This window comes from Blastococcus sp. TBT05-19 (assembly GCF_003319095.1).
Classification (GTDB): domain Bacteria; phylum Actinomycetota; class Actinomycetes; order Mycobacteriales; family Geodermatophilaceae; genus Blastococcus.
In genome coordinates this window covers 206,545-223,340 of the sequence record NZ_QOHI01000006.1, presented here as the reverse complement: position 1 = coordinate 223,340, position 16,796 = coordinate 206,545, and the positions used below count along the sequence as shown (strand labels likewise).

Annotated in this window: 21 protein-coding genes; 12 read left to right on the top strand and 9 right to left on the bottom strand. The window is 74.8% G+C overall.

What is annotated here, in order from left to right; translation table 11 throughout:
- Positions 1-35: 35 nt before the first annotated feature.
- The gene (locus DQ244_RS16675; protein WP_113812613.1) at positions 36-710 is read left to right on the top strand and encodes a SemiSWEET transporter; all 675 of its coding nucleotides are present in this window, start codon (positions 36-38) and stop codon (positions 708-710) included.
- A gap of 14 nt (positions 711-724) precedes the next feature.
- Here the strand turns inward: DQ244_RS16675 and DQ244_RS16670 are convergent, their stop codons facing one another.
- Complete coding sequence (locus DQ244_RS16670; RefSeq protein WP_113812612.1) at positions 725-1,297, bottom strand: hypothetical protein; 573 nt, start codon at positions 1,295-1,297, stop codon at positions 725-727.
- Between the two features lie 174 nt (positions 1,298-1,471).
- Here DQ244_RS16670 and DQ244_RS16665 point away from each other — a divergent pair, with 174 nt between their 5' ends.
- The 3 genes from DQ244_RS16665 to DQ244_RS19470 all read left to right on the top strand — a co-directional run bounded on the left by DQ244_RS16665 (position 1,472) and on the right by DQ244_RS19470 (position 3,157).
- Positions 1,472-2,014 carry a hypothetical protein gene (locus tag DQ244_RS16665; RefSeq protein ID WP_113812611.1) on the top strand — a complete coding sequence of 181 codons (543 nt, stop codon included), beginning with the start codon at positions 1,472-1,474 and terminating at the stop codon, positions 2,012-2,014.
- Between the two features lie 64 nt (positions 2,015-2,078).
- A complete protein-coding gene (locus DQ244_RS16660; protein ID WP_113812610.1) occupies positions 2,079-2,951 on the top strand; it encodes an alpha/beta fold hydrolase in 873 nt (290 codons plus the stop codon).
- A gap of 41 nt (positions 2,952-2,992) precedes the next feature.
- Positions 2,993-3,157 (top strand): hypothetical protein, encoded by a 165-nt coding sequence (locus tag DQ244_RS19470; RefSeq protein WP_158544596.1) that lies wholly within the window; start codon positions 2,993-2,995, stop codon positions 3,155-3,157.
- Here the strand turns inward: DQ244_RS19470 and DQ244_RS16655 are convergent.
- Genes DQ244_RS16655 through DQ244_RS16650 form a run of 3 tightly spaced genes read right to left on the bottom strand, consistent with a single transcriptional unit; the run spans position 3,118 to position 6,295 of the window.
- The gene (locus tag DQ244_RS16655; RefSeq protein WP_233491673.1) at positions 3,118-4,578 is read right to left on the bottom strand and encodes a serine hydrolase; all 1,461 of its coding nucleotides are present in this window, start codon (positions 4,576-4,578) and stop codon (positions 3,118-3,120) included. The two genes, DQ244_RS19470 and DQ244_RS16655, sit on opposite strands and share 40 nt — an antisense overlap.
- Positions 4,575-4,745, bottom strand: coding sequence for a hypothetical protein (locus DQ244_RS19720; RefSeq protein WP_199580444.1), 171 nt, complete (start codon positions 4,743-4,745; stop codon positions 4,575-4,577). The genes DQ244_RS16655 and DQ244_RS19720 overlap by 4 nt, the downstream gene beginning before the upstream one ends.
- Positions 4,746-4,765: 20 nt before the next feature.
- Positions 4,766-6,295: a S9 family peptidase gene (locus DQ244_RS16650; RefSeq protein ID WP_113812609.1), complete on the bottom strand. Its 1,530-nt coding sequence runs from the start codon at positions 6,293-6,295 to the stop codon at positions 4,766-4,768.
- Between the two features lie 116 nt (positions 6,296-6,411).
- Here DQ244_RS16650 and mgrA point away from each other — a divergent pair, with 116 nt between their 5' ends.
- The 4 genes from mgrA (at position 6,412) to DQ244_RS16630 (ending at position 9,286) form a co-directional block, all read left to right on the top strand.
- A complete protein-coding gene (gene mgrA / locus DQ244_RS16645; protein ID WP_113812608.1) occupies positions 6,412-7,443 on the top strand; it encodes an L-glyceraldehyde 3-phosphate reductase in 1,032 nt (343 codons plus the stop codon).
- Positions 7,444-7,624: 181 nt separating this feature from the next.
- Positions 7,625-8,500 carry a lysophospholipid acyltransferase family protein gene (locus DQ244_RS16640; protein WP_199580443.1) on the top strand — a complete coding sequence of 292 codons (876 nt, stop codon included), beginning with the start codon at positions 7,625-7,627 and terminating at the stop codon, positions 8,498-8,500.
- Between the two features lie 16 nt (positions 8,501-8,516).
- On the top strand, positions 8,517-8,726 hold the full coding sequence (locus DQ244_RS16635) for a DUF4177 domain-containing protein (protein WP_113812607.1): 210 nt from the start codon (positions 8,517-8,519) through the stop codon (positions 8,724-8,726).
- Positions 8,723-9,286, top strand: a complete 564-nt coding sequence (locus DQ244_RS16630) for a DUF4334 domain-containing protein (RefSeq protein WP_233491666.1) — start codon at positions 8,723-8,725, stop codon at positions 9,284-9,286. The genes DQ244_RS16635 and DQ244_RS16630 overlap by 4 nt, the downstream gene beginning before the upstream one ends.
- Positions 9,287-9,290: 4 nt before the next feature.
- Here the strand turns inward: DQ244_RS16630 and DQ244_RS16625 are convergent, their stop codons facing one another.
- The 3 genes from DQ244_RS16625 to DQ244_RS16615 are packed head-to-tail and all read right to left on the bottom strand — an operon-like array spanning position 9,291 to position 10,767.
- Complete coding sequence (locus DQ244_RS16625) at positions 9,291-9,686, bottom strand: arsenate reductase ArsC (protein ID WP_199580442.1); 396 nt, start codon at positions 9,684-9,686, stop codon at positions 9,291-9,293.
- Positions 9,683-10,414: an aquaporin gene (locus tag DQ244_RS16620; protein ID WP_199580441.1), complete on the bottom strand. Its 732-nt coding sequence runs from the start codon at positions 10,412-10,414 to the stop codon at positions 9,683-9,685. Before DQ244_RS16620 ends, DQ244_RS16625 begins: the two co-directional genes overlap by 4 nt.
- Positions 10,411-10,767 carry a metalloregulator ArsR/SmtB family transcription factor gene (locus DQ244_RS16615; protein ID WP_113812606.1) on the bottom strand — a complete coding sequence of 119 codons (357 nt, stop codon included), beginning with the start codon at positions 10,765-10,767 and terminating at the stop codon, positions 10,411-10,413. Before DQ244_RS16615 ends, DQ244_RS16620 begins: the two co-directional genes overlap by 4 nt.
- A 104-nt stretch (positions 10,768-10,871) precedes the next feature.
- On the opposite strand from DQ244_RS16615, the gene DQ244_RS16610 reads away from it, so the two are divergent.
- Together DQ244_RS16610 and DQ244_RS16605 are read left to right on the top strand one after the other, a co-directional pair.
- On the top strand, positions 10,872-11,291 hold the full coding sequence (locus DQ244_RS16610; protein WP_113812605.1) for an ArsI/CadI family heavy metal resistance metalloenzyme: 420 nt from the start codon (positions 10,872-10,874) through the stop codon (positions 11,289-11,291).
- A 73-nt stretch (positions 11,292-11,364) separates the two neighbouring features.
- Positions 11,365-12,315 (top strand): hypothetical protein, encoded by a 951-nt coding sequence (locus tag DQ244_RS16605; protein ID WP_113812604.1) that lies wholly within the window; start codon positions 11,365-11,367, stop codon positions 12,313-12,315.
- 85 nt (positions 12,316-12,400) lie between these two features.
- On the opposite strand, the gene DQ244_RS16600 is transcribed toward DQ244_RS16605, so the two are convergent.
- Complete coding sequence (locus DQ244_RS16600; protein WP_113812603.1) at positions 12,401-13,330, bottom strand: GGDEF domain-containing protein; 930 nt, start codon at positions 13,328-13,330, stop codon at positions 12,401-12,403.
- A gap of 199 nt (positions 13,331-13,529) precedes the next feature.
- Between DQ244_RS16600 and DQ244_RS16595 the strand changes: the two genes are divergently transcribed.
- Together DQ244_RS16595 and DQ244_RS16590 are read left to right on the top strand one after the other, a co-directional pair.
- The gene (locus DQ244_RS16595; RefSeq protein ID WP_158544594.1) at positions 13,530-14,657 is read left to right on the top strand and encodes a glutamate--cysteine ligase; all 1,128 of its coding nucleotides are present in this window, start codon (positions 13,530-13,532) and stop codon (positions 14,655-14,657) included.
- Positions 14,650-15,324: an alpha/beta hydrolase gene (locus DQ244_RS16590; protein WP_113812601.1), complete on the top strand. Its 675-nt coding sequence runs from the start codon at positions 14,650-14,652 to the stop codon at positions 15,322-15,324. The genes DQ244_RS16595 and DQ244_RS16590 overlap by 8 nt, the downstream gene beginning before the upstream one ends.
- A gap of 22 nt (positions 15,325-15,346) precedes the next feature.
- Here DQ244_RS16590 and DQ244_RS16585 read toward each other — a convergent pair whose 3' ends face one another.
- Positions 15,347-16,777 carry an NAD(P)/FAD-dependent oxidoreductase gene (locus DQ244_RS16585; protein WP_113812600.1) on the bottom strand — a complete coding sequence of 477 codons (1,431 nt, stop codon included), beginning with the start codon at positions 16,775-16,777 and terminating at the stop codon, positions 15,347-15,349.
- Between the last annotated feature and the right edge of the window lie 19 nt (positions 16,778-16,796).

Here is a 16,796-nt window from a genome sequence, read left to right as displayed (position 1 = left end):
CTGCTGACCCTCCCCGAACGGAACATCGCTCCACCATGTCCGCCGCGCTCGGCGTCCTAGCGTCCTTCCTCAGCATCGCCCTCGTCTGGCCCCAGGTCTGGCTCTCCTGCCGGCACCGCCGCACCCTCGGGATGTCCCCGACCGGCACCTGGCTCGCCGTCGCCCTCAACTACTGCTGGCTCACCTTCGGGGTGCTCACCGCAGACCCTGCGCAGATCGTGACCAACACCGTCGTCGGGGCCGCCAACACCGCGCTGCTGCTGGCGCTGCTGGTCACCCAGCCGCGGCTGCGTGCGCGGGGAGTGCTGCTGCGCACCGCCTCGGGCGCGCTCTGCCTGGTCGCCTTCGCCACCGGCAGCGCCGCCGTGGTCGTCGTCCTCGGTGCCGATCCGGCCGCGCTGGCCGGCCCGCTCGGCGCCACCGCCTCCCTGGTCGGTGCGGCGGCCTGCCTGCCGCAGCCGCTGAGCCTGCTGCGCAACCGCGACCAGGACGTCTCCGGGCTGTCGCCGGCCCGCTGGGTGCTGGGCGCCGGGGCCTGCGCCGCGTGGACGGCCTACGGGCTGGCGCTCGGCCAGCCGGCGGTGTGGTTGTCGGCCGCCGTGGGCCTGGCCGCCGCCGGGGTCGTGTGCGGTGTGCTGCTCGGTCCGCGGCTGCGCGTGGCGGTCCCCGCGTCGCTCGCCCCCGCGCGCCTGCGCGCCGTCGCGGCCTGAGCGGAGGCGGGCGCTCAGCCCACCCTGCCGAAGACCAGCAGGCCGTCCCGGTCGAAGGCGGTGAGCAGCAGCACCGCGGCGAGCTGGGCCCGCGCGTCGGTGCCGGCCGCCAGCTCCACCCGGCGGGCGTGCCGCCGGCCGACCACCCTCCGCTCGCCGTCGCGCACCTCGAGGCCCATCGCGCCGGCGGCCCGCAGCCACCACTCGCGGCCGTCGTCCAGGACCATCCGCATCCGCCGCCGCTCGCGGGACACCGCCGTGAGCTGCTTCAGGAAGCCGCGGGCTCCCGGCTGGTCGGCGCAGCCCGTGACCTGCACGCCCTCGACGAGGCCGGTCACCGGCTGCCGTTCCCCGTGCGGCGCCGGGTAGAAGAGGTCGTCGGCCTTCCGCAGCCGGCCTGCTCCGCGCACCTCCAGCCGGCCGGCCGGGCCGTGCACCGCCCGCACGTTCCGGTCCGGGACCGCGCCGGCCCACCAGACCCCGGTGGGTCCGCCCCAGCTGTCGCTGGGCAGCAGCTCCGGTGACGGGGAGCGGTCCACCTCCACCGGCACGGGCTCCAGGACGACGGGCAACCGGCTGGTCAGCACCGGCCCAGTGTCGCCGCCCGGGGGGCGTGGTGCCGCGGCGTCCTCTGGTGCGGGTCGTCGCGCCGGCCGATGCACAGCCGCTCCACCGGCGCGGCACAGCGCCGTCACAGGCGGGCGACCGACCCTCGACCCCCATGCCGGAGGAGGACCTCCGGCCCGCCCGGAGGAGTGCACGTGCGCAGAAGACTGATCATCGCCACCACCGCCGGCGTCCTGGGGCTCTCCGGCCTCGCCGTCGCGGTGCCCGCTCTCGCGGATCCCGGCGGCACGGGACCCGCGGTGCAGCGCATCACCGACGCGCTGTCGGGACTCGTGGACGACGGGTCGATCACCCAGGAGCAGGCCGACGAGGTGGCGACGACGCTGAGCGAGGCCGGGGTCGGTCGCGGCGGCCACGGCCACGGTGGCGGCGTGAGGCCGGGCCTGGACGCCGCCGCGACGGCGCTCGGGATGACCGAGGACGAGCTGCGCACCGCGCTCGAGCCGGAGGGCACCACGCTCGCGCAGGTGGCCGAGGACCAGGGCGTGCCGGTCGACGACCTCGTCGAGGCGCTGGTCGAGGCCCAGGAGGAGCGCATCGCGCAGGCCGTCGAGGACGGCCGGCTGACCCAGGACGAGGCCGACGAGCGGTTGGCCGACCTCGAGGAGCGGGTGACCGAGCGGGTGACCAGCGACGACCCGGTGCGCGGCGGCGGGCACGGTCCGCGCGGCGACTGACCGGCGAGGCGGCGCCGTCCCCTCCGGAGGGCGGTGCCGCCCCGGTCCGTCGTAGCCTCCGCGCATGCCGCCGCAGATCCTCGAGGTCCGTTCCGCGCACGACGTCCCGGTCACCGTGTACCGGTGGGACCCGGCCGGCCCGCCGCGCGGCATCGTGCAGCTGACCCACGGGATGGGGGAGCACCTGCTGCGCTACGAGCCGCTGGCGGCGAACCTGACCGGCGCCGGCTTCGTCGTCGTCGGCCAGGACCACCGCGGGCACGGTGCCACCGCTGAGGAGGGTCGGCAGGGCGAGCTCGGTGCCGGTGGGTGGGACGAGCTGGTGCGCGACATCGGGCGGGTCACCGAGCTGGTCCGCGCCGACCACCCCGACCTGCCGCTGGTGCTGCTGGGCCACAGCATGGGCTCCTTCGCCGCCCAGCAGTACGTCCTCGACGCCAGCGAGGGGCTCGCCGGGCTGGTGCTCAGCGGCACCACCACGCTCGACCTGCTGGAGCCGGCCCTCGACCTCGACGGGCCGACCGACCTGTCGGCGTTCAACGCCCCGTTCGCGCCGGCCCGCACCGACTACGACTGGCTCTCCCGCGACGAGGCGCAGGTCGACGCCTACGTCGCCGACCCGCGCTGCGGCTTCGGCCTGTCGGCCCCCGACAACAAGCAGATGTTCGTCTCCGCCCGCCAGGTCGCCGATCCCGAGCGGCTGCGCCGGGTGCGCACCGACCTGCCGGTCTACGTGGTCGTGGGCGATGCCGACCCGCTCAACGGGCAGCTCGCGCTCGTGCACGCACTGGTCCAGCGGCTGCAGGAGACCGGGCTGGACGACGTGACGCTCAAGGCCTACGAGGGTGCCCGCCACGAGGTCTTCAACGAGACCAACCGGGCCGAGGTCGTCGCCGACCTGCTCGCCTGGCTGGACCGGGTGGTCCCGCCGCGCTGACCGGCCTGGACAACCGTGCCGGGGGCGGTCACCCTCCGGCCATGAGCGAGAGCCCGTACGCGATCCCGGCCGAGGACCTGCTGACGCCGGTCGCCGCGGTCGACCAGGTGGAGATGCAGTCGCTGCCGGAGGTTCCGGCGACCCGGTGGTCGGGGGACCCGCAGCGCTACGCGGACGGCGGGGGCGGCGACGCCGACGGCGACTGAGCCCAGCCGGCCCGCGTCATCGCCGGCCGGCGACGACGGAACTCCTCGACCGGCACGCTGGTCACCCCCGCCAGCCGCAGCGTCAGCACGCGACCGGACGCGTCCCGCTGCACGGGCACCCGCTCGCCCGAGGCGCCGAAGCCGGGCTGCGGCGCCACGCGCAGGGTGCTCTCGTCGAGGACCTGCAGCTCCTCGACCGTGGGCAGCGGGTCCGGCGCGGTGGGCCGCAGCAGCACCAGCCGCCCGCCGAGCTCGGCGACGTCGAGCAGCCCCCAGAGGCTCGCGAACCGGCCGGTGAAGGACGCCGGGCGCACCCCGGTCGGTGCCGGCGGCAGCTCCGCGCGCGGCGCCAGGGCGACGTCGACCAGCTTCACCAGGCCGACCGCGAGGTCGTGGGCGGGGCCGTCGATCGCGTTGGTCAGCACGCTGACCACCAGCTGCGCGACCGGGTCGACCAGCGTCAGGGTGATGTGCCCGGGGTAGCCGCCGCTGTGCCCGACCAGCTGCCGGTCGCCGACGGTCAGCAGCTCCATGCCGAGGCCGTAGCGGCCGACCTCGGTGCCGTAGGCGGTGACCACCGACTCCAGCCGCTGCATCAGCCGCTTCGAGTCGTCGGTCAGCAGCCGCTCGTCCCCCAGGGCGTGCGCGGCGGCGTACGCGGAGAGCTCCTCGGCGGTGGAGAAGAACCCGGTGGCGGCGGCCATCGCCCGGGTGTCGACGTGCTCGATGGTCTCCCGGGTGTCCTCGCCCAGGAGCAGCCCGGTGTGCCCGGCGGCGTACTCGTCCGCCCGCCCCGGGTCGAGCTCGGGCCCGGTCCGGGTCAGGCCCAGCGGCTCGAGCACCGCCGTCCGGCAGTGCTCGGCGAACGAGGTGCCGGTGACCGCCTCGATGACCAGGCCGAGCAACCCGTAGCCCACGTTGGAGTACTTGAAGTGCTCGTTGCGCGCGTGCACCGCGCCGGCCCGGAGCACCAGGTCGACCAGCGCGGCCCGGTCGGGGAACGGGATGCCGAGCTGCCAGAAGTCGGCGTCCTCGCCGTCGCGGATCACCCCGGACTGGTGCCCGAGCAGCTCGCGCACCGTGACCCGGCCGACCGGCGACCCGGCCAGGTCCGGCACGTGCTCGGCGATCGGGTCGTCCAGCCGCATCCGGCCCGCCTCGACCAGCTGCAGGACGGCGGTCGCGGTGAAGGTCTTGGAGTGCGAGGCGATGCGGAACAGGTGCTCGGTGGTGAGCGGCGCGCCGGTGACCACGTCGGCCACCCCGACCGCGGCCGACAGCACCAGCTCGCCGCCGGAGCGGATCGCCACCTGCACGCCGGGCACCCGGCGGTGCGCGGCCTGCGCCGCCACCCAGGAGCGGAGGTAGCCGGCCGCGGCGCGGACGGTCGCCGTCTGCGTCACGAGGCGCTCGGTCGTCACCGGCCCGGGGGCAGGGCCTGGTCGTTCCGCTTGGTCCAGCCGATCGCGGCGGTGGCGACGAAGAACAGCGCCCCGACCACGGCCAGCCAGAACAGCCCCTCCACCACGGCGCCGAGGACGGTGATGGCGAGCCAGACGACGAGCAGGAGTCCGATCAGGCGAAGCATGGCTCCACCGTAGGCCTGCGTCAGCAGCCGACCCCGGTGAGGTCGTCGTCCCGGACGGCGCCGTCGGCGGTGGTCACCGAGTACCCGGAGCAGAAGTAGAAGGACAGGTTCTCATCGCGGTCCAGGGCGAGCGGCCGCCAGGTGCCGGTCGCGTCGGGCTCCAGGTACTCCAGCCGCGTGCCGAGCAGCACCTCGTCGGCGGTCTCGTCGTGCTGCAGGTACTTCGCCAGCCAGGCCTGGGTGTAGACGCTGGAGACTGCCTGCCCGTACCGCGACGCCGGGAGCACGTAGGGGATGTCGGTGTACTCGAGGTGGGTCGAGGCGCGCGGCACGATCACCATCGAGTCGACGCCGGCCGCGGTCCACCCGTCGTAGCCGGTGGCCAGCTCGCGGCGCGGATCGGGCTCCTCCGACGGGGAGCCGGCGCCGGCGGGGTCGAACAGCCCCGAGTTGGCGAAGTACGGCGCCACGGTGAAGCCGTACTCCGACTGGAGCCCGAGCGCCGGCACCTCGGGCTCGGACGCGCCGAGGGCGTCGAAGGAGTCCTCGCCGCGGACCGACGCCGTCGTCGGCAGCTTGTCCAGGGCGACGACGGTCTGGATCCGCTCGTCGACGCCCTGCAGGTAGGACACCGCCACCGCCCCGAGCGAGTGGCCGACGACAGCCAGCCGGGTGGTGCGGCCCGGCGTCACCGTGTCGGGATCCGGTGAGCGGTCGAAGGGGGCGTGCAGCGGGTTGAAGCCGTCGACCGGCGCGCTGCCGGCCGACGGGTTGGCGTAGGGCGCCTCGGGCGTGGAGAGGAAGAAGTCGATGGCGTCCTGGGTGCCGTGGACGAAGTTCGACGTCTGCTGGGACGGCACGCCGGGGCAGCCGGTCTCCTCGCCGGCCAGGGGCGCCGCGGCGAGCGAGCAGTAGGGCAGGTCGGCCGGGTCGCCCTGGTGAGGGAAGGTCTCGCTGCGGCCCTGGCCCTGCACGTCGTAGGTGAGCACGACGTAGCCGCGCTCGGCGAGGTCCTGCGCCAGCCACCAGTACATCCGCTCGCTGCCCTGCACCGATCCGGTGGTGAGGACGACGCCGGGGAAGGGGCCCTGCAGGGGCTCGCCGGTGTAGGGGTCGACCGAGCCGGGGAGCGGGGAGAAGACGTCGCCCTGGACGAGCGCGCCGTACCGGTTGGTGAACTGCACCGGCGTGATCTCGCCGCGGGTGCCGTCCCAGTCCGTGCGGTAGGGGTTGCCGCTGTTCCAGCCGGGCACGAGCTGACCGGGCGTGAGCGCCGGGCGGTTCGGACGCGCCGCCTGGGCGAGCAGGTCGCCGGCGAACAACGGGTTGATGTGCGCCAGCGAGGCGAGCCCGTAGGCGGGGGAGAGCTGCCCGTCGGGGGCGGTCTGCCGGCCGTAGGCGTCGGCGATGTTCTGCGCGTCGCGCGCCAGGTACTCCGGTGTCCCGGGGGCGGGGTCGCCGGGTGCGGCGGTCGCCGTCGGAGCCCCGCCGAGGACGACGGCGACGGCGGCGCCGAGGGCGAGTGCGGCACGGGGGAGGGGGCGGCGCATGCGGACTCCTCGACGGGGAGGGCGGGCTGTGCCGTGCTCCAACGAGCCGGGGAGGATCGGGTCACCCCTCGACACAGGTACTGCGCCGACCTCCCCCGGCGACGAGGATCGACGCCATGCCGTACTCCGCAGCCGACGACCGCTACGACTCCATGACCTACCGCCGCACCGGCCGCAGCGGCCTGGACCTGCCGGTGATCAGCCTGGGCCTGTGGCACAACTTCGGGGACGACGTCCCGCTCGACCGGCAGCGCGCCATCCTGCGGCGGGCCTTCGACCTCGGCATCACGCACTTCGACCTGGCCAACAACTACGGACCGCCCTACGGCAGTGCCGAGACCAACTTCGGCCGGCACCTGGCCGACGACTTCCGCCCCTACCGCGACGAGCTGGTGATCAGCACCAAGGCCGGCTACGACATGTGGCCCGGCCCCTACGGCCAGGGCGGGGGCTCGCGGAAGTACCTGCTGTCCAGCCTGGACCGGTCGCTGGGCCGGATGGGCCTGGAGCACGTCGACATCTTCTACTCCCACCGCCCCGACCCGACCACGCCGCTCGAGGAGACGATGGGGGCGCTCGACACCGCCGTCCGCTCGGGCAAGGCGCTCTACGCCGGCATCTCCTCCTACTCGCCGGCGGACACCGCGAAGGCCGCGGCGATCCTGGCCGACCTCGGCACGCCGCTGCTGATCCACCAGCCCTCGTACTCCATGCTCAACCGCTGGATCGAGACCGAGGGACTGCTGGACACCCTCGCCGACGTCGGCGCCGGCTGCATCGCCTTCTCGCCGCTGGCGCAGGGGATGCTCACCGACAAGTACCTCGGTGGTGTGCCCGAGGGCTCGCGGGCCAGCCAGGGCAAGTCGCTGTCCACCGACTTCCTGACCGACGAGGCGCTGGGCCACGTCCGGGCGCTGGACGACCTCGCGCGGGGCCGCGGTCAGAGCCTGGCGCAGATGGCCCTGGCCTGGGCGCTGCGGGACGAGCGGGTGACCACGGTCCTGGTGGGTGCCAGCAGCGTCGGGCAGCTGGAGCAGAACGTCGGCGCGCTGGCGAACCTCGAGTTCTCCGCCGAGGAGCTGGCCGCGATCGACCAGCACGCCGTGGACAGCGGCATCGACCTCTGGGAGGCCCCGCGCACGGCCTGACCCGCGCGTTCGCGGCACCGCCCGGCCGGTGCGCGGCCGTGATCCGTGCCACGATCATGGCCGCGGCACCGTTCCCGCCGCAGAAAGTCCGGTCCTCGGCGTGACCACCGGACGGCGGGGCCGTTGGTGCCTACCGACGCGCCCTCCCGGCGCGCGAGTCCTTCAGAGACGAGGGAGAACCGTGGCCGACGACCAGGACCAGCCGAACATCCTCCAGCGCCTCATCCAGTGGCGGGTGGGCAGCGCGGCGGAGCCCAACCCGCCGAACGAGACGTTCATGAAGCTGCAGCAGCCGCTCGTGGACCTCGTCGAGAAGTACTACTTCCGGGTCGAGGTCGAGGGCTGGGAGCGGGTGCCCGACCGCACCTGCCTGGTCATCGGGGTGCACTCCGGCGGCGCCCTGACGATGGACGCCTGGTCCCTGGTCAACGCCTGGCAGCGCCACTTCGAGGGCAAGCGGTTCCTGCACGGCACGGCGCACGACGTGCTCATGGCCGCCCCCGGGCTCGGTGACTACTTCCGGGCGGTCGGCGTCATCGCCGCCAACCGCGACACCGTGGGCGCGACGCTGGCCGCGGGCGAGGACGTCGTCGTCTGGCCCGGTGGGGAGGTGGACGCGATGCGCAGCTGGTGGAAGCGCGACGTCGCCACCCTCGGTGGGCGCAAGGGCTTCGTGAAGCAGGCGATCCGCTCCGGCGTCCCGATCCTGCCGGTGGCCACCGTCGGCGGGCACGACACCGTCTTCGTGCTCTCCGAGGGCAAGTGGCTGGCCAACGCCGTCGACAAGCTCACCGGTCTGAAGAAGACGCTGCGCGGCGCGAACCTGCCGATCATCGCCGGCTTCCCGTTCCCGATCGCGGTGGAGATCCTGCCGGCGCACGTGCCGCTCCCGGCCAAGATCCGCACCGAGCTGCTCGACCCGATCGAGGTCGACACCGACCCGGAGCGCGCCGAGGACGAGGCCTACGTGCAGAAGATCTACGACGAGGTGGAGTCGGTCATCCAGGCCGGCATGGACCGGCTCGCGGCCAAGCGGACGCTGCCGGTGCTCGGCTGATTCGAGGAGGCACGGCATGGCGGCCCGGTACGAGTACAAGGTCGAGGAGCTCCGCGAGGGGCTCGTGGGCGGCAAGATGTCCGGCGGCAAGCTGGAGAAGGTGCTCAACCAGCACGCCCGCGAGGGGTGGCAGCTCAAGGCGATCACCTCCGTCGAGGTGAAGGGCCGGATCGGTCCCGGCGGGGTGGACGGTGTGCTGGTCACCTTCGAGCGCCCGGTCGCATGACCCCGGAGGTCCTCCGCCTCGTGCGCTCCGACGACGAGAGCTGGGCCGCCGAGCACTCCGCGGGCATGCCGGTCGACCAGGCGCTCGCGCTGTTCGACGCCTTCCGGCCGGTGCCGGCGGCCGAGATGATCGGCCGGTGGCGGGGGAGCGGGCTGCCCACCGGATCGCCGCTGGACGGCCTGCTGGAGGCCTACGGCTGGTACGGCAAGGAGTTCGTCGACGCCGAGACGGTGCACCCGCTGCTGTTCCGCACCCGCTCGGGGCCCCGTCCGGTGGACCCGGCGCTGATCCCCATGGCCGTGCTGCGCGACCGGCCGGGGCTCGCGCACTCGCGCGCGGCCCGGACGGCGTTCGGTGCCGTCCGACCGCTGCTGACGACGGCGCGGCCACGCGCCCGGCTCCGCGAGATCGAGCACCGCGGCGTGATCACCGCAGCCATGGTCTACGACGCGTTGCCCATCATCGACGTCTTCCGCCGGGTGAGCGCCCGGATGGTGCTGGGCCTCATGGACCTGCGAGGCCTGCCGGACCCGTTCTTCTTCGTCCTGCACCGCGAGTGACGGCTCAGGGCAGGAGCTCCGCCAGCAGTCCGCGCACCCGCCGCTCGATCTCGTCGCGGATCGGCCGAACCGCCTCGACGCCCTGGCCCGCGGGGTCGTCGAGCGGCCAGTCGAGGTAGCGCTTCCCGGGGAAGACCGGGCAGGCGTCGCCGCAGCCCATCGTGATGACGACGTCGGAGGACTCGACCGCGTCGGTCGTCAGCACCTTGGGGCGCTGGTCGGAGATGTCGATGCCGACCTCGGTCATCGCCTGCACGGCCGACGGGTTGATCTGGTCGCCGGGCAGCGAGCCCGCCGACCGCACCTCGACGGCGTCCCCGCCGAGGTGCCGCAGCCAGCCGGCGGCCATCTGGGAGCGGCCGGCGTTGTGCACGCAGACGAACAGGACCGACGGGGTCACGGGGCTGCCTCCTCGGGGACGACGACGTCACCGGCGACCTCCTGGACGCCGGGGTACAGCAGGGCGACGACGGCGACTCCCGCCCCACCACCGACGAGCTGCGCGAGCAGGAACATCGGGACCGAGGACGGCGCGATGCCCGCGAAGGTGTCGGACAGCATGCGGGCGACGTCGACCATCGGGTTGGCGAAGCTGGTCGACGACGACCACCAGTACGCGGCGGCGATGTACGCGCCGACGGCGAAGGGCGCGGCCGCGGCCCGGCCGGCTCGGGCCAGCGCGAACACCAGCACGACGAGGCCGAACGTGGCCACCGCCTCGGACAGCCACTGCCCGGCGCCGGTGCGCTCGGTGGTGGCGACCGACACCGCAGGCAGGTCGAACATCAGGTTGGCGACCACGGCGCCGAGCGCACCCCCGGCCAGCTGGGCCGGCAGGTAGACCGCGACCTGGCGGTCGGTCACGCCGCCGAGGAGCCGGTCGGCCAGCGTCACCACCGGGTTGAAGTGGCCGCCGGAGACGGGGCCGAACGCCAGGATGAGCGCGACCAGGCCGGCGCCGGTGGCGAGGGCGTTCTCCAGCAGCTGGAGCCCGACGTCGTCCGGCGAGAGCCGCGAGGCGGCGATGCCCGAACCGATGACGACCGTGACCAGCCCGGCCGAGCCGAGGAACTCGGCGAGGGCCTGCCGGGCGGGCCGGGTGAGCCGCAGTGCCTGGGTGCCGGTCACGCCGGCGTGAGGGCGGCGGTGCCGAAGAGCGTCGCCACCGACCGCAGGGCCTCGGGGCGGACGGCGTAGTAGACCCACACGCCGCGCTTCTCCCGGTCGAGCACCCCGGCGGTGTGCAGCACCTTGAGGTGGTGGCTGATGGTGGCCTGGGTGAGGTCGAAGGCCTCGTTGAGATCGCAGACGCAGGCCTCGCCGGCCCCTCCTGCAGCGATCAGGCTGACCAGGCGCAGCCGCACCGGGTCGGCGAGCGCCTTGAGCAGCGGGGCGATCCGCTCGGCCTCGCCGGCGGACATGGCGGCGCCGGTCAGCGGGGTGCAGCACGGGTCGCTCGTCGGCGTCGGGTTCCGGGACATCGTCGCCCATCGTAGCGACATCCATCGTATTGACAAGCATCGATGCCTGGTGCACGGTCGTCGGGGCATCGACAAGTGTCGATGTCCCGACCGGAAGGACCCCCATGTCGCGCATCCAACTCGCCCTCCGCGTCGCCGACCTCGAGGCGGCGGTGCACTTCTACTCGCGACTCTTCGGCACCGAGCCCGCCAAGCGCCGTCCCGGCTACGCCAACTTCGCCGTCGTCGAGCCGCCGCTGAAGCTGGTGCTCCTCGAGGGGGAGCAGGGAGAGGCGACCCGCCTCGACCACCTCGGCGTGGAGGTCGCCTCGACCGAGGAGGTCACCGCAGCCACCACCCGATTGGCCGGCGCCGGGCTGGCCACCCTGGAGGAGGCGGGGACGACCTGCTGCTACGCCGTCCAGGACAAGGTCTGGGTGACCGGCCCGGGGGCGGAGCGCTGGGAGGTCTACACCGTCACCGCCGACGCTCGCCCCGACCTCGAGGGCGTGACGTCGGAGGAGCGCGCGCCGGCCTGCTGCTGACCAGAGCACCACGAACGCGTGGCGACCAGCGCTCGGTCGCCACGACGTCGCAGGGTTCGGGCAAGGTGGGGGCGTGGACCTGGAGGACGTCGCCGACGAGCTGTACGAGGTGCCGCCGGAGGAGTTCGTCGCCGCGCGCACGGCGCGCCAGGACGAGGCCAAGGCCGAGGGTGACAAGGCGCTGGCCAAGGCGATCGGGGCGCTGCCCAAGCCCTCGACCGCGGCGTGGGTGTGCAACCTGCTCGTCCGCGCCCACCGCGAGGAGATCGAGGGGCTGGTGGAGCTCGGCGACCTGCTCCGCGACGCCCAGCAGAATCTCGCCGGCGACCAGCTCAAGGCGCTCGACGTCCAGCGCCGGCAGCTGCTGGCGGCCCTCACCCGCCAGGCCCGGGCCGTCGCCTCCGAGCGCGGCCACCCGGTCAGCACCGCCGTCGCCACCCAGGTGGAGGAGACGCTGCGCGCCGCGATGTCCGATCCGGGCGCGGGGGAGGACCTGCTCACCGGCCGGCTCACCAGCCCGATGTCCTACAGCGGCATGGGCGAGGCCACCGGCCGCCCGAAGCTGCGTCTGGTGCCGTCGCCCGAGCCGGCCGCGAGGCGGGAGCGGACCCCGGCGCGGAAGGCGACGGGGAACGACGAGGAGCCCGCCGCCGACCGCCGGCGCCGGGAGCAGGAGGAACGCCGCCGCGCCGCGGAGGAGAAGCGCCGCCGGGAGCTGGCGGCGGCGCAGGAGGAGGCCGACGAGGCGACGGCGGCGGCCCAGGAGGCGGAGGCCGTCCTCGAGGAGCACCGCCGGGCGACCGCGGAGCTGGCCTCCCGGCGGGAGGAGCTGCAGGCCCGGGTGGAGGAGCTGGCCGACCAGCTCGCCGAGGCCGAGCGGGACGCGGCCGAGGCGGCCACCGCGCTCAAGCGCGAGGAGCGCCGCCGCGCCGGGGCGGAGCGGCAGGCGGCGGAGGCGGCCGAGGCGCGCGACGCCGCCCTCGTCCGCGTCGCCCAGCTCTCCGCGGACGACGCCGACGGGTAGGGGTGGCGTCGAGGTCCGCGTCGAGGCCGGGGCCGACGCGGTGTTCCGGGTCACCGCGCCCGACGACGCGCCGCGGTGACCGGCCTCAGGTGGTCCGGCCGCTGCGCTTGCGCCGGTAGAGCTGCTCGTCGGCACGGACCAGCACCTCCGCCAGCGTGTCGCCGGGCCGGGCCGTGGCGACCCCGCCGGTCCAGGTGAACGGGTGGGTCGCGGCCAGCTGCGCCAGCAGCTCGCTCGCCGCCGCCTCGTCGGTGTCCGGCAGGCACAGCACGAACTCGTCGCCCCCGTAGCGGCCGAGCAGGTCGGCGTGGCGCAGCCGCAGGCTCCAGCCGGCGGTGAGCGCGCGGAGGAGGTCGTCGCCGGCGCCGTGGCCGTCCCGGTCGTTGACCTCCTTGAAGTCGTCGAGGTCGAGGACCGCGAAGCTCAGCGGCTCACCGTTGCGGGCAGCCCGCGCGAGGTGCCGGGAGGCCTGCTCCTCCCAGGCCCGGCGGTTGGCGACGCCGGTGAGCGGATCGGTGCCCGCCGCCGTCCGCAGCTGCCGGGCCAGCCGAGCCTGCACCTCCACCAGGACGACGGTCGCCGCGAGCAGCGTGATCCAGGGGGACAGGAACCCCGAGGGGGCGGCGGCCCACGCGCCGGCGCTGCCGGAGAGCAGGGCGAACCCGGCGTGCGCCCGCGCTGCGGGCAGCGGCAGGAAGTGCGCCGCGAACAACCCGAGGGCGATCAGCGCCGGACCGAGACCGACGATGCCCACCGCGGTCGCGGAGCGCCAGGCCAGCACCCCGACCAGCACCGAGCCGAGCGCGACGGCGGCGTGCAGGACCCAGGTGCCCACGGTGCGGGCCGACCACCACAGCGCGCCGCCGACGCCGAGGCCGACGGCGCCGAACAGCCACAGCAGGCCGACCGGGGTGGCCCGGTCCATCGGGAGGGCGGCGCCCACCCAGCAGAGCGCGCCGCTCACGGAGTACAGCGTCGCCAGCAGCGTCGTCGCCGTCCGGTGCCCTGTCCGCACGCCGTTCCCCTTCCCCGTGGGTGCCCATCCTGCTGGTCGGCGGAGCTGCCGGCGCGGCGCCCCCCGGTGGAGCCCCCCGATGGGGGTGCGTGCGCCGTCGGGGGCTCGTACCGTTCCGGTGCGGCCGGCCCTCGGTCGCCCCCGGACCACGGGGCACCCGAAGGCGCCGCAGGGGGCATGCCCTGCACCGGGAGCACGCATGGAGTCCACCGCCCGTCGCGCGACCTCCGACGTGGGTGCCACCGTCGGGGTGGAGGAGGAGTTCCACCTCGTCGATCCCGCGACCTCCGCGCTCACGCCGAGCCCCGGGCTGGCTGCCGCGGCCGTGCGGCACGAGTTCGGCGAGCGGGTCCATGCCGAGATCACCACGACCCAGGTGGAGACGGCCACCGCGATCTGCCGGTCGCTCGCCGACCTGCGCGCGGAGATGGTCGCCGCCCGCGCCCAGGCCCGGGCGGCCGCCGCCGGCGCGGGGGTGGTCCTGCTCGCGGCCTCGACCCACCCGTTCGCCGGCTGGCGCGAGCAGGTGATCACCCCCGACCCGCGGTACGAGGCCATGGTGCACCGGTGGGCCGGGCTCGCCCAGCGGCAGGACATCGCCGGCTGCCACGTGCACGTGGGTGTGCCGGACCTGGAGACGGCGGTCGCAGTGCTCGACCGCGCCCGCCCCTATCTGCCGGTCCTGCTGGCGATGACCGGCAGCTCCCCGTTCCACGACGGCGCGGACACCGGCTACCAGAGCTACCGGACCCTCTGGTGGGGGCGCTGGCCGCACACCGGCATCCCCGAGCGGCTGGGCACGGCGGCCCGCTACCGCGAGGTGGTCGACGGGCTGGTCGCCGCCGGCGTCGTCGGGGACGCCTCGCACCTCTACTGGGACGTGCGCCCGTCGTCGCACCTGCCCACCGTGGAGTTCCGGCTGGCCGACGTGTGCACCGACCTGGACGACGTCGTGCTGCACGCCGCCCTCGTCCGCTCCCTCGTGCGGGTGCTCGCGGCGCGGGCCGAGCGGGGCGAGCCGGTCCCGGAGCCCCGGGTGGAGATGCTCCGAGCGGCGCGGTGGCGGGCCGCGCGCGACGGCATCGGCGGGCAGCTGTTCGACCCGGTGGCCGGGGAACTGCTGGACGCGCGCACGGCGGTCGAGCGGCTGGTGGGGGAGCTGTCCGACGACCTGGCCGACCGGGGCGAGGAGGACGAGGTGCGGCACCTGGTGGACCGGCTGTTCGCCCGGGGTACCTCGGCGACCCGGCAGCGTGCGGTGTGGCGCGAGACGGGGGACCTGCGGGCGGTCGCCGCCGCCGTGGTGCGGGAGGGGAGCGGTGCCTGAGGACCACGCCCACGGCCGGCTCGGCGTCCGGCCGGTGCCCGATCCGCCGGGCGCTCCGTGGCCGGCCGGCGTCTCCGCCCTGGATCTGGGCGGCGGCGCCGAGGTGCTGCTCGCCGTCCCGCCGGGGGAGCCGGCGCCGCGCCCGCTGCTGGTCTTCTTCCACGGGGCCGGTGGCGAACCGCGGCAGAGCCTGGCGGCGGTGGCCGGTGCCGCGACCGCGCGGGGAACGGCTGTGCTGGCGCCGCGGTCGGGATCGTCCACCTGGGATCTGATCGCGGGCCGCGTGGGGCGTGACGTCGCCGTCCTGGACGCGGCGCTCGCGCAGGTGGCCGAGCGGCTGCCGGTGAGCCGCTGCGCCGTGGCCGGCTTCTCCGACGGCGCCTCGTACGCGTTGTCGCTCGGTGCGGCGAACGGCGACCTGTTCGAGGCGGCGCTGGCGTTCTCGCCCGGCTTCGCCGCCCCGCCGGTGCGGGTCGGCCGCCCGCGGGTGTGGATCACGCACGGCACGGGGGACCGCGTGCTCCCCGTCGACCGGTGCGGCCGTCGGGTGGCGGCGGCGTTCACCGCCGCCGGGCACGACGTCACCTACGACGAGTTCGACGGCGGCCACGTGGTGCGCCCGGAGGGGGTCGTGGCGGCCCTGGACTGGTGGCTGGGCCCGGCCTGAGCGGGCGGGCCCAGCCGGGGACTCAGGCGGAGTCGCGCTGGGTCATGTCCTGGTCGGGGGAGAGGTCGTCCTTGGGGCCACCGGTCTTGGAGACCTCCCAGCCCGCGCCGAGCTGCTCCAGCGCCAGCCGGCCGTAGACCTGCTGCTGGGTCGCGACCCGCTCCGACCGGCCGCGGCCGAGGAAGCTGACCATCCAGTGCAGCACCGTGGTCAGGCGGCTCTTGAACCCGACGATGTACATCAGGTGGATGACCAGCCACAGCACCCAGGCGAGGAAGCCCTCGAACTTCAGCTTGCCGATGTCGGCCACCGCGGAGAACCGCGAGATGGTGGCCATCGAGCCCTTGTCGAAGTAGTGGAAGGGCTTCTCCTGCGGGGCCTTGCCGGTCGCCCGCCGCTTGATCGTGTCGGCGGCGTAGCGGCCGCCCTGGATCGCCACCTGGGCGACCCCCGGCAGCTTGCTCAGCGCCATCATGTCGCCGACGACGTGGATCTCCGGGTGGCCGGGGAGGGTGAGGTCCGGCTCGACCGAGATGCGGCCGGCGCGGTCGACCTCGGCGCCCGTCTGCTCGCCGAGGAGCTTGCCCAGGGGGCTGGCCTGCACGCCGGCCGCCCAGATCTTGGTGGCGGCCGGGATGCGGCGCACCAGGCCGTCGCCGTCCTTCACCTCGAGGCCGTCGGCGTCGACGTTGGTCACCATGGCGCCCAGCTGGACCTCGACGCCGATCCGGTTGAGCTGCCGACGGGCGCTGTCGCCGAGCTTCTGGCCGAAGGACGGGAGCACGAGCGGGGCGGCGTCGAGCAGGATGATCCGCGCGCTGCCGGGGTTGATCCGGCGGAAGTCGCGGCGCAGCGTGCGGCGGGCGAGCTCGGCGATCTGCCCGGCCATCTCCACACCGGTGGGGCCGGCGCCGACGACGACGAAGGTGAGCAGCCGGTCGATCTCGGCCTGGTCCTCGGCGAGCTCGGCCAGCTCGAAGGCGCCGAAGATGCGGCCGCGCAGCTCGAGGGCGTCGTCGATGCTCTTCATGCCGGGGGCGAACTCGGCGAACTGGTCGTTGCCGAAGTACGACTGGCCCGCACCGGCGGCGACGATCAGCTCGTCGTAGGGGAAGACCGAGCGGCGGCCGAGGATCTCCGAGGTGACCGTGCGGGCCTCGACGTCGATGTGCGTGACCTCGCCGAGCACCACCCGGGCGTTCTTCTGCCGGCGGAGGACCTCGCGGGTGGCGGGGGCGATCTCGCCCTCGGAGAGGATGCCGGTCGCCACCTGGTAGAGCAGCGGCTGGAAGAGGTGCTGGGCGGTCTTCCCGATCAGGGTGATGTCGACCGGGGCCTTGGCGAGCGCCTTGGCGGCGAACAGGCCGCCGAACCCGCTGCCGATGACGACCACGCGCGGCCGGCCGCCGGTCGAGTCGCTCCGGACGTCTGCCTGCGCTGGTGATGTCGTCATGATGTTTCCCATCCTCCCA

Coding starts and splice junctions, on each gene's coding strand:
- DQ244_RS16675 (WP_113812613.1), top strand. CDS start 36: ATGTCCGCCGCGCTCGGCGTCCTAGCGTCCTTCCTCAGCATCGCCCTC.
- DQ244_RS16660 (WP_113812610.1), top strand. CDS start 2,079: ATGCCGCCGCAGATCCTCGAGGTCCGTTCCGCGCACGACGTCCCGGTC.
- DQ244_RS19470 (WP_158544596.1), top strand. CDS start 2,993: ATGAGCGAGAGCCCGTACGCGATCCCGGCCGAGGACCTGCTGACGCCG.
- DQ244_RS19720 (WP_199580444.1), bottom strand. CDS start 4,745: ATGCTTCGCCTGATCGGACTCCTGCTCGTCGTCTGGCTCGCCATCACC.
- DQ244_RS16650 (WP_113812609.1), bottom strand. CDS start 6,295: ATGCGCCGCCCCCTCCCCCGTGCCGCACTCGCCCTCGGCGCCGCCGTC.
- mgrA (WP_113812608.1), top strand. CDS start 6,412: ATGCCGTACTCCGCAGCCGACGACCGCTACGACTCCATGACCTACCGC.
- DQ244_RS16635 (WP_113812607.1), top strand. CDS start 8,517: ATGGCGGCCCGGTACGAGTACAAGGTCGAGGAGCTCCGCGAGGGGCTC.
- DQ244_RS16630 (WP_233491666.1), top strand. CDS start 8,723: ATGACCCCGGAGGTCCTCCGCCTCGTGCGCTCCGACGACGAGAGCTGG.
- DQ244_RS16615 (WP_113812606.1), bottom strand. CDS start 10,767: ATGTCCCGGAACCCGACGCCGACGAGCGACCCGTGCTGCACCCCGCTG.
- DQ244_RS16610 (WP_113812605.1), top strand. CDS start 10,872: ATGTCGCGCATCCAACTCGCCCTCCGCGTCGCCGACCTCGAGGCGGCG.
- DQ244_RS16595 (WP_158544594.1), top strand. CDS start 13,530: ATGGAGTCCACCGCCCGTCGCGCGACCTCCGACGTGGGTGCCACCGTC.
- DQ244_RS16585 (WP_113812600.1), bottom strand. CDS start 16,777: ATGACGACATCACCAGCGCAGGCAGACGTCCGGAGCGACTCGACCGGC.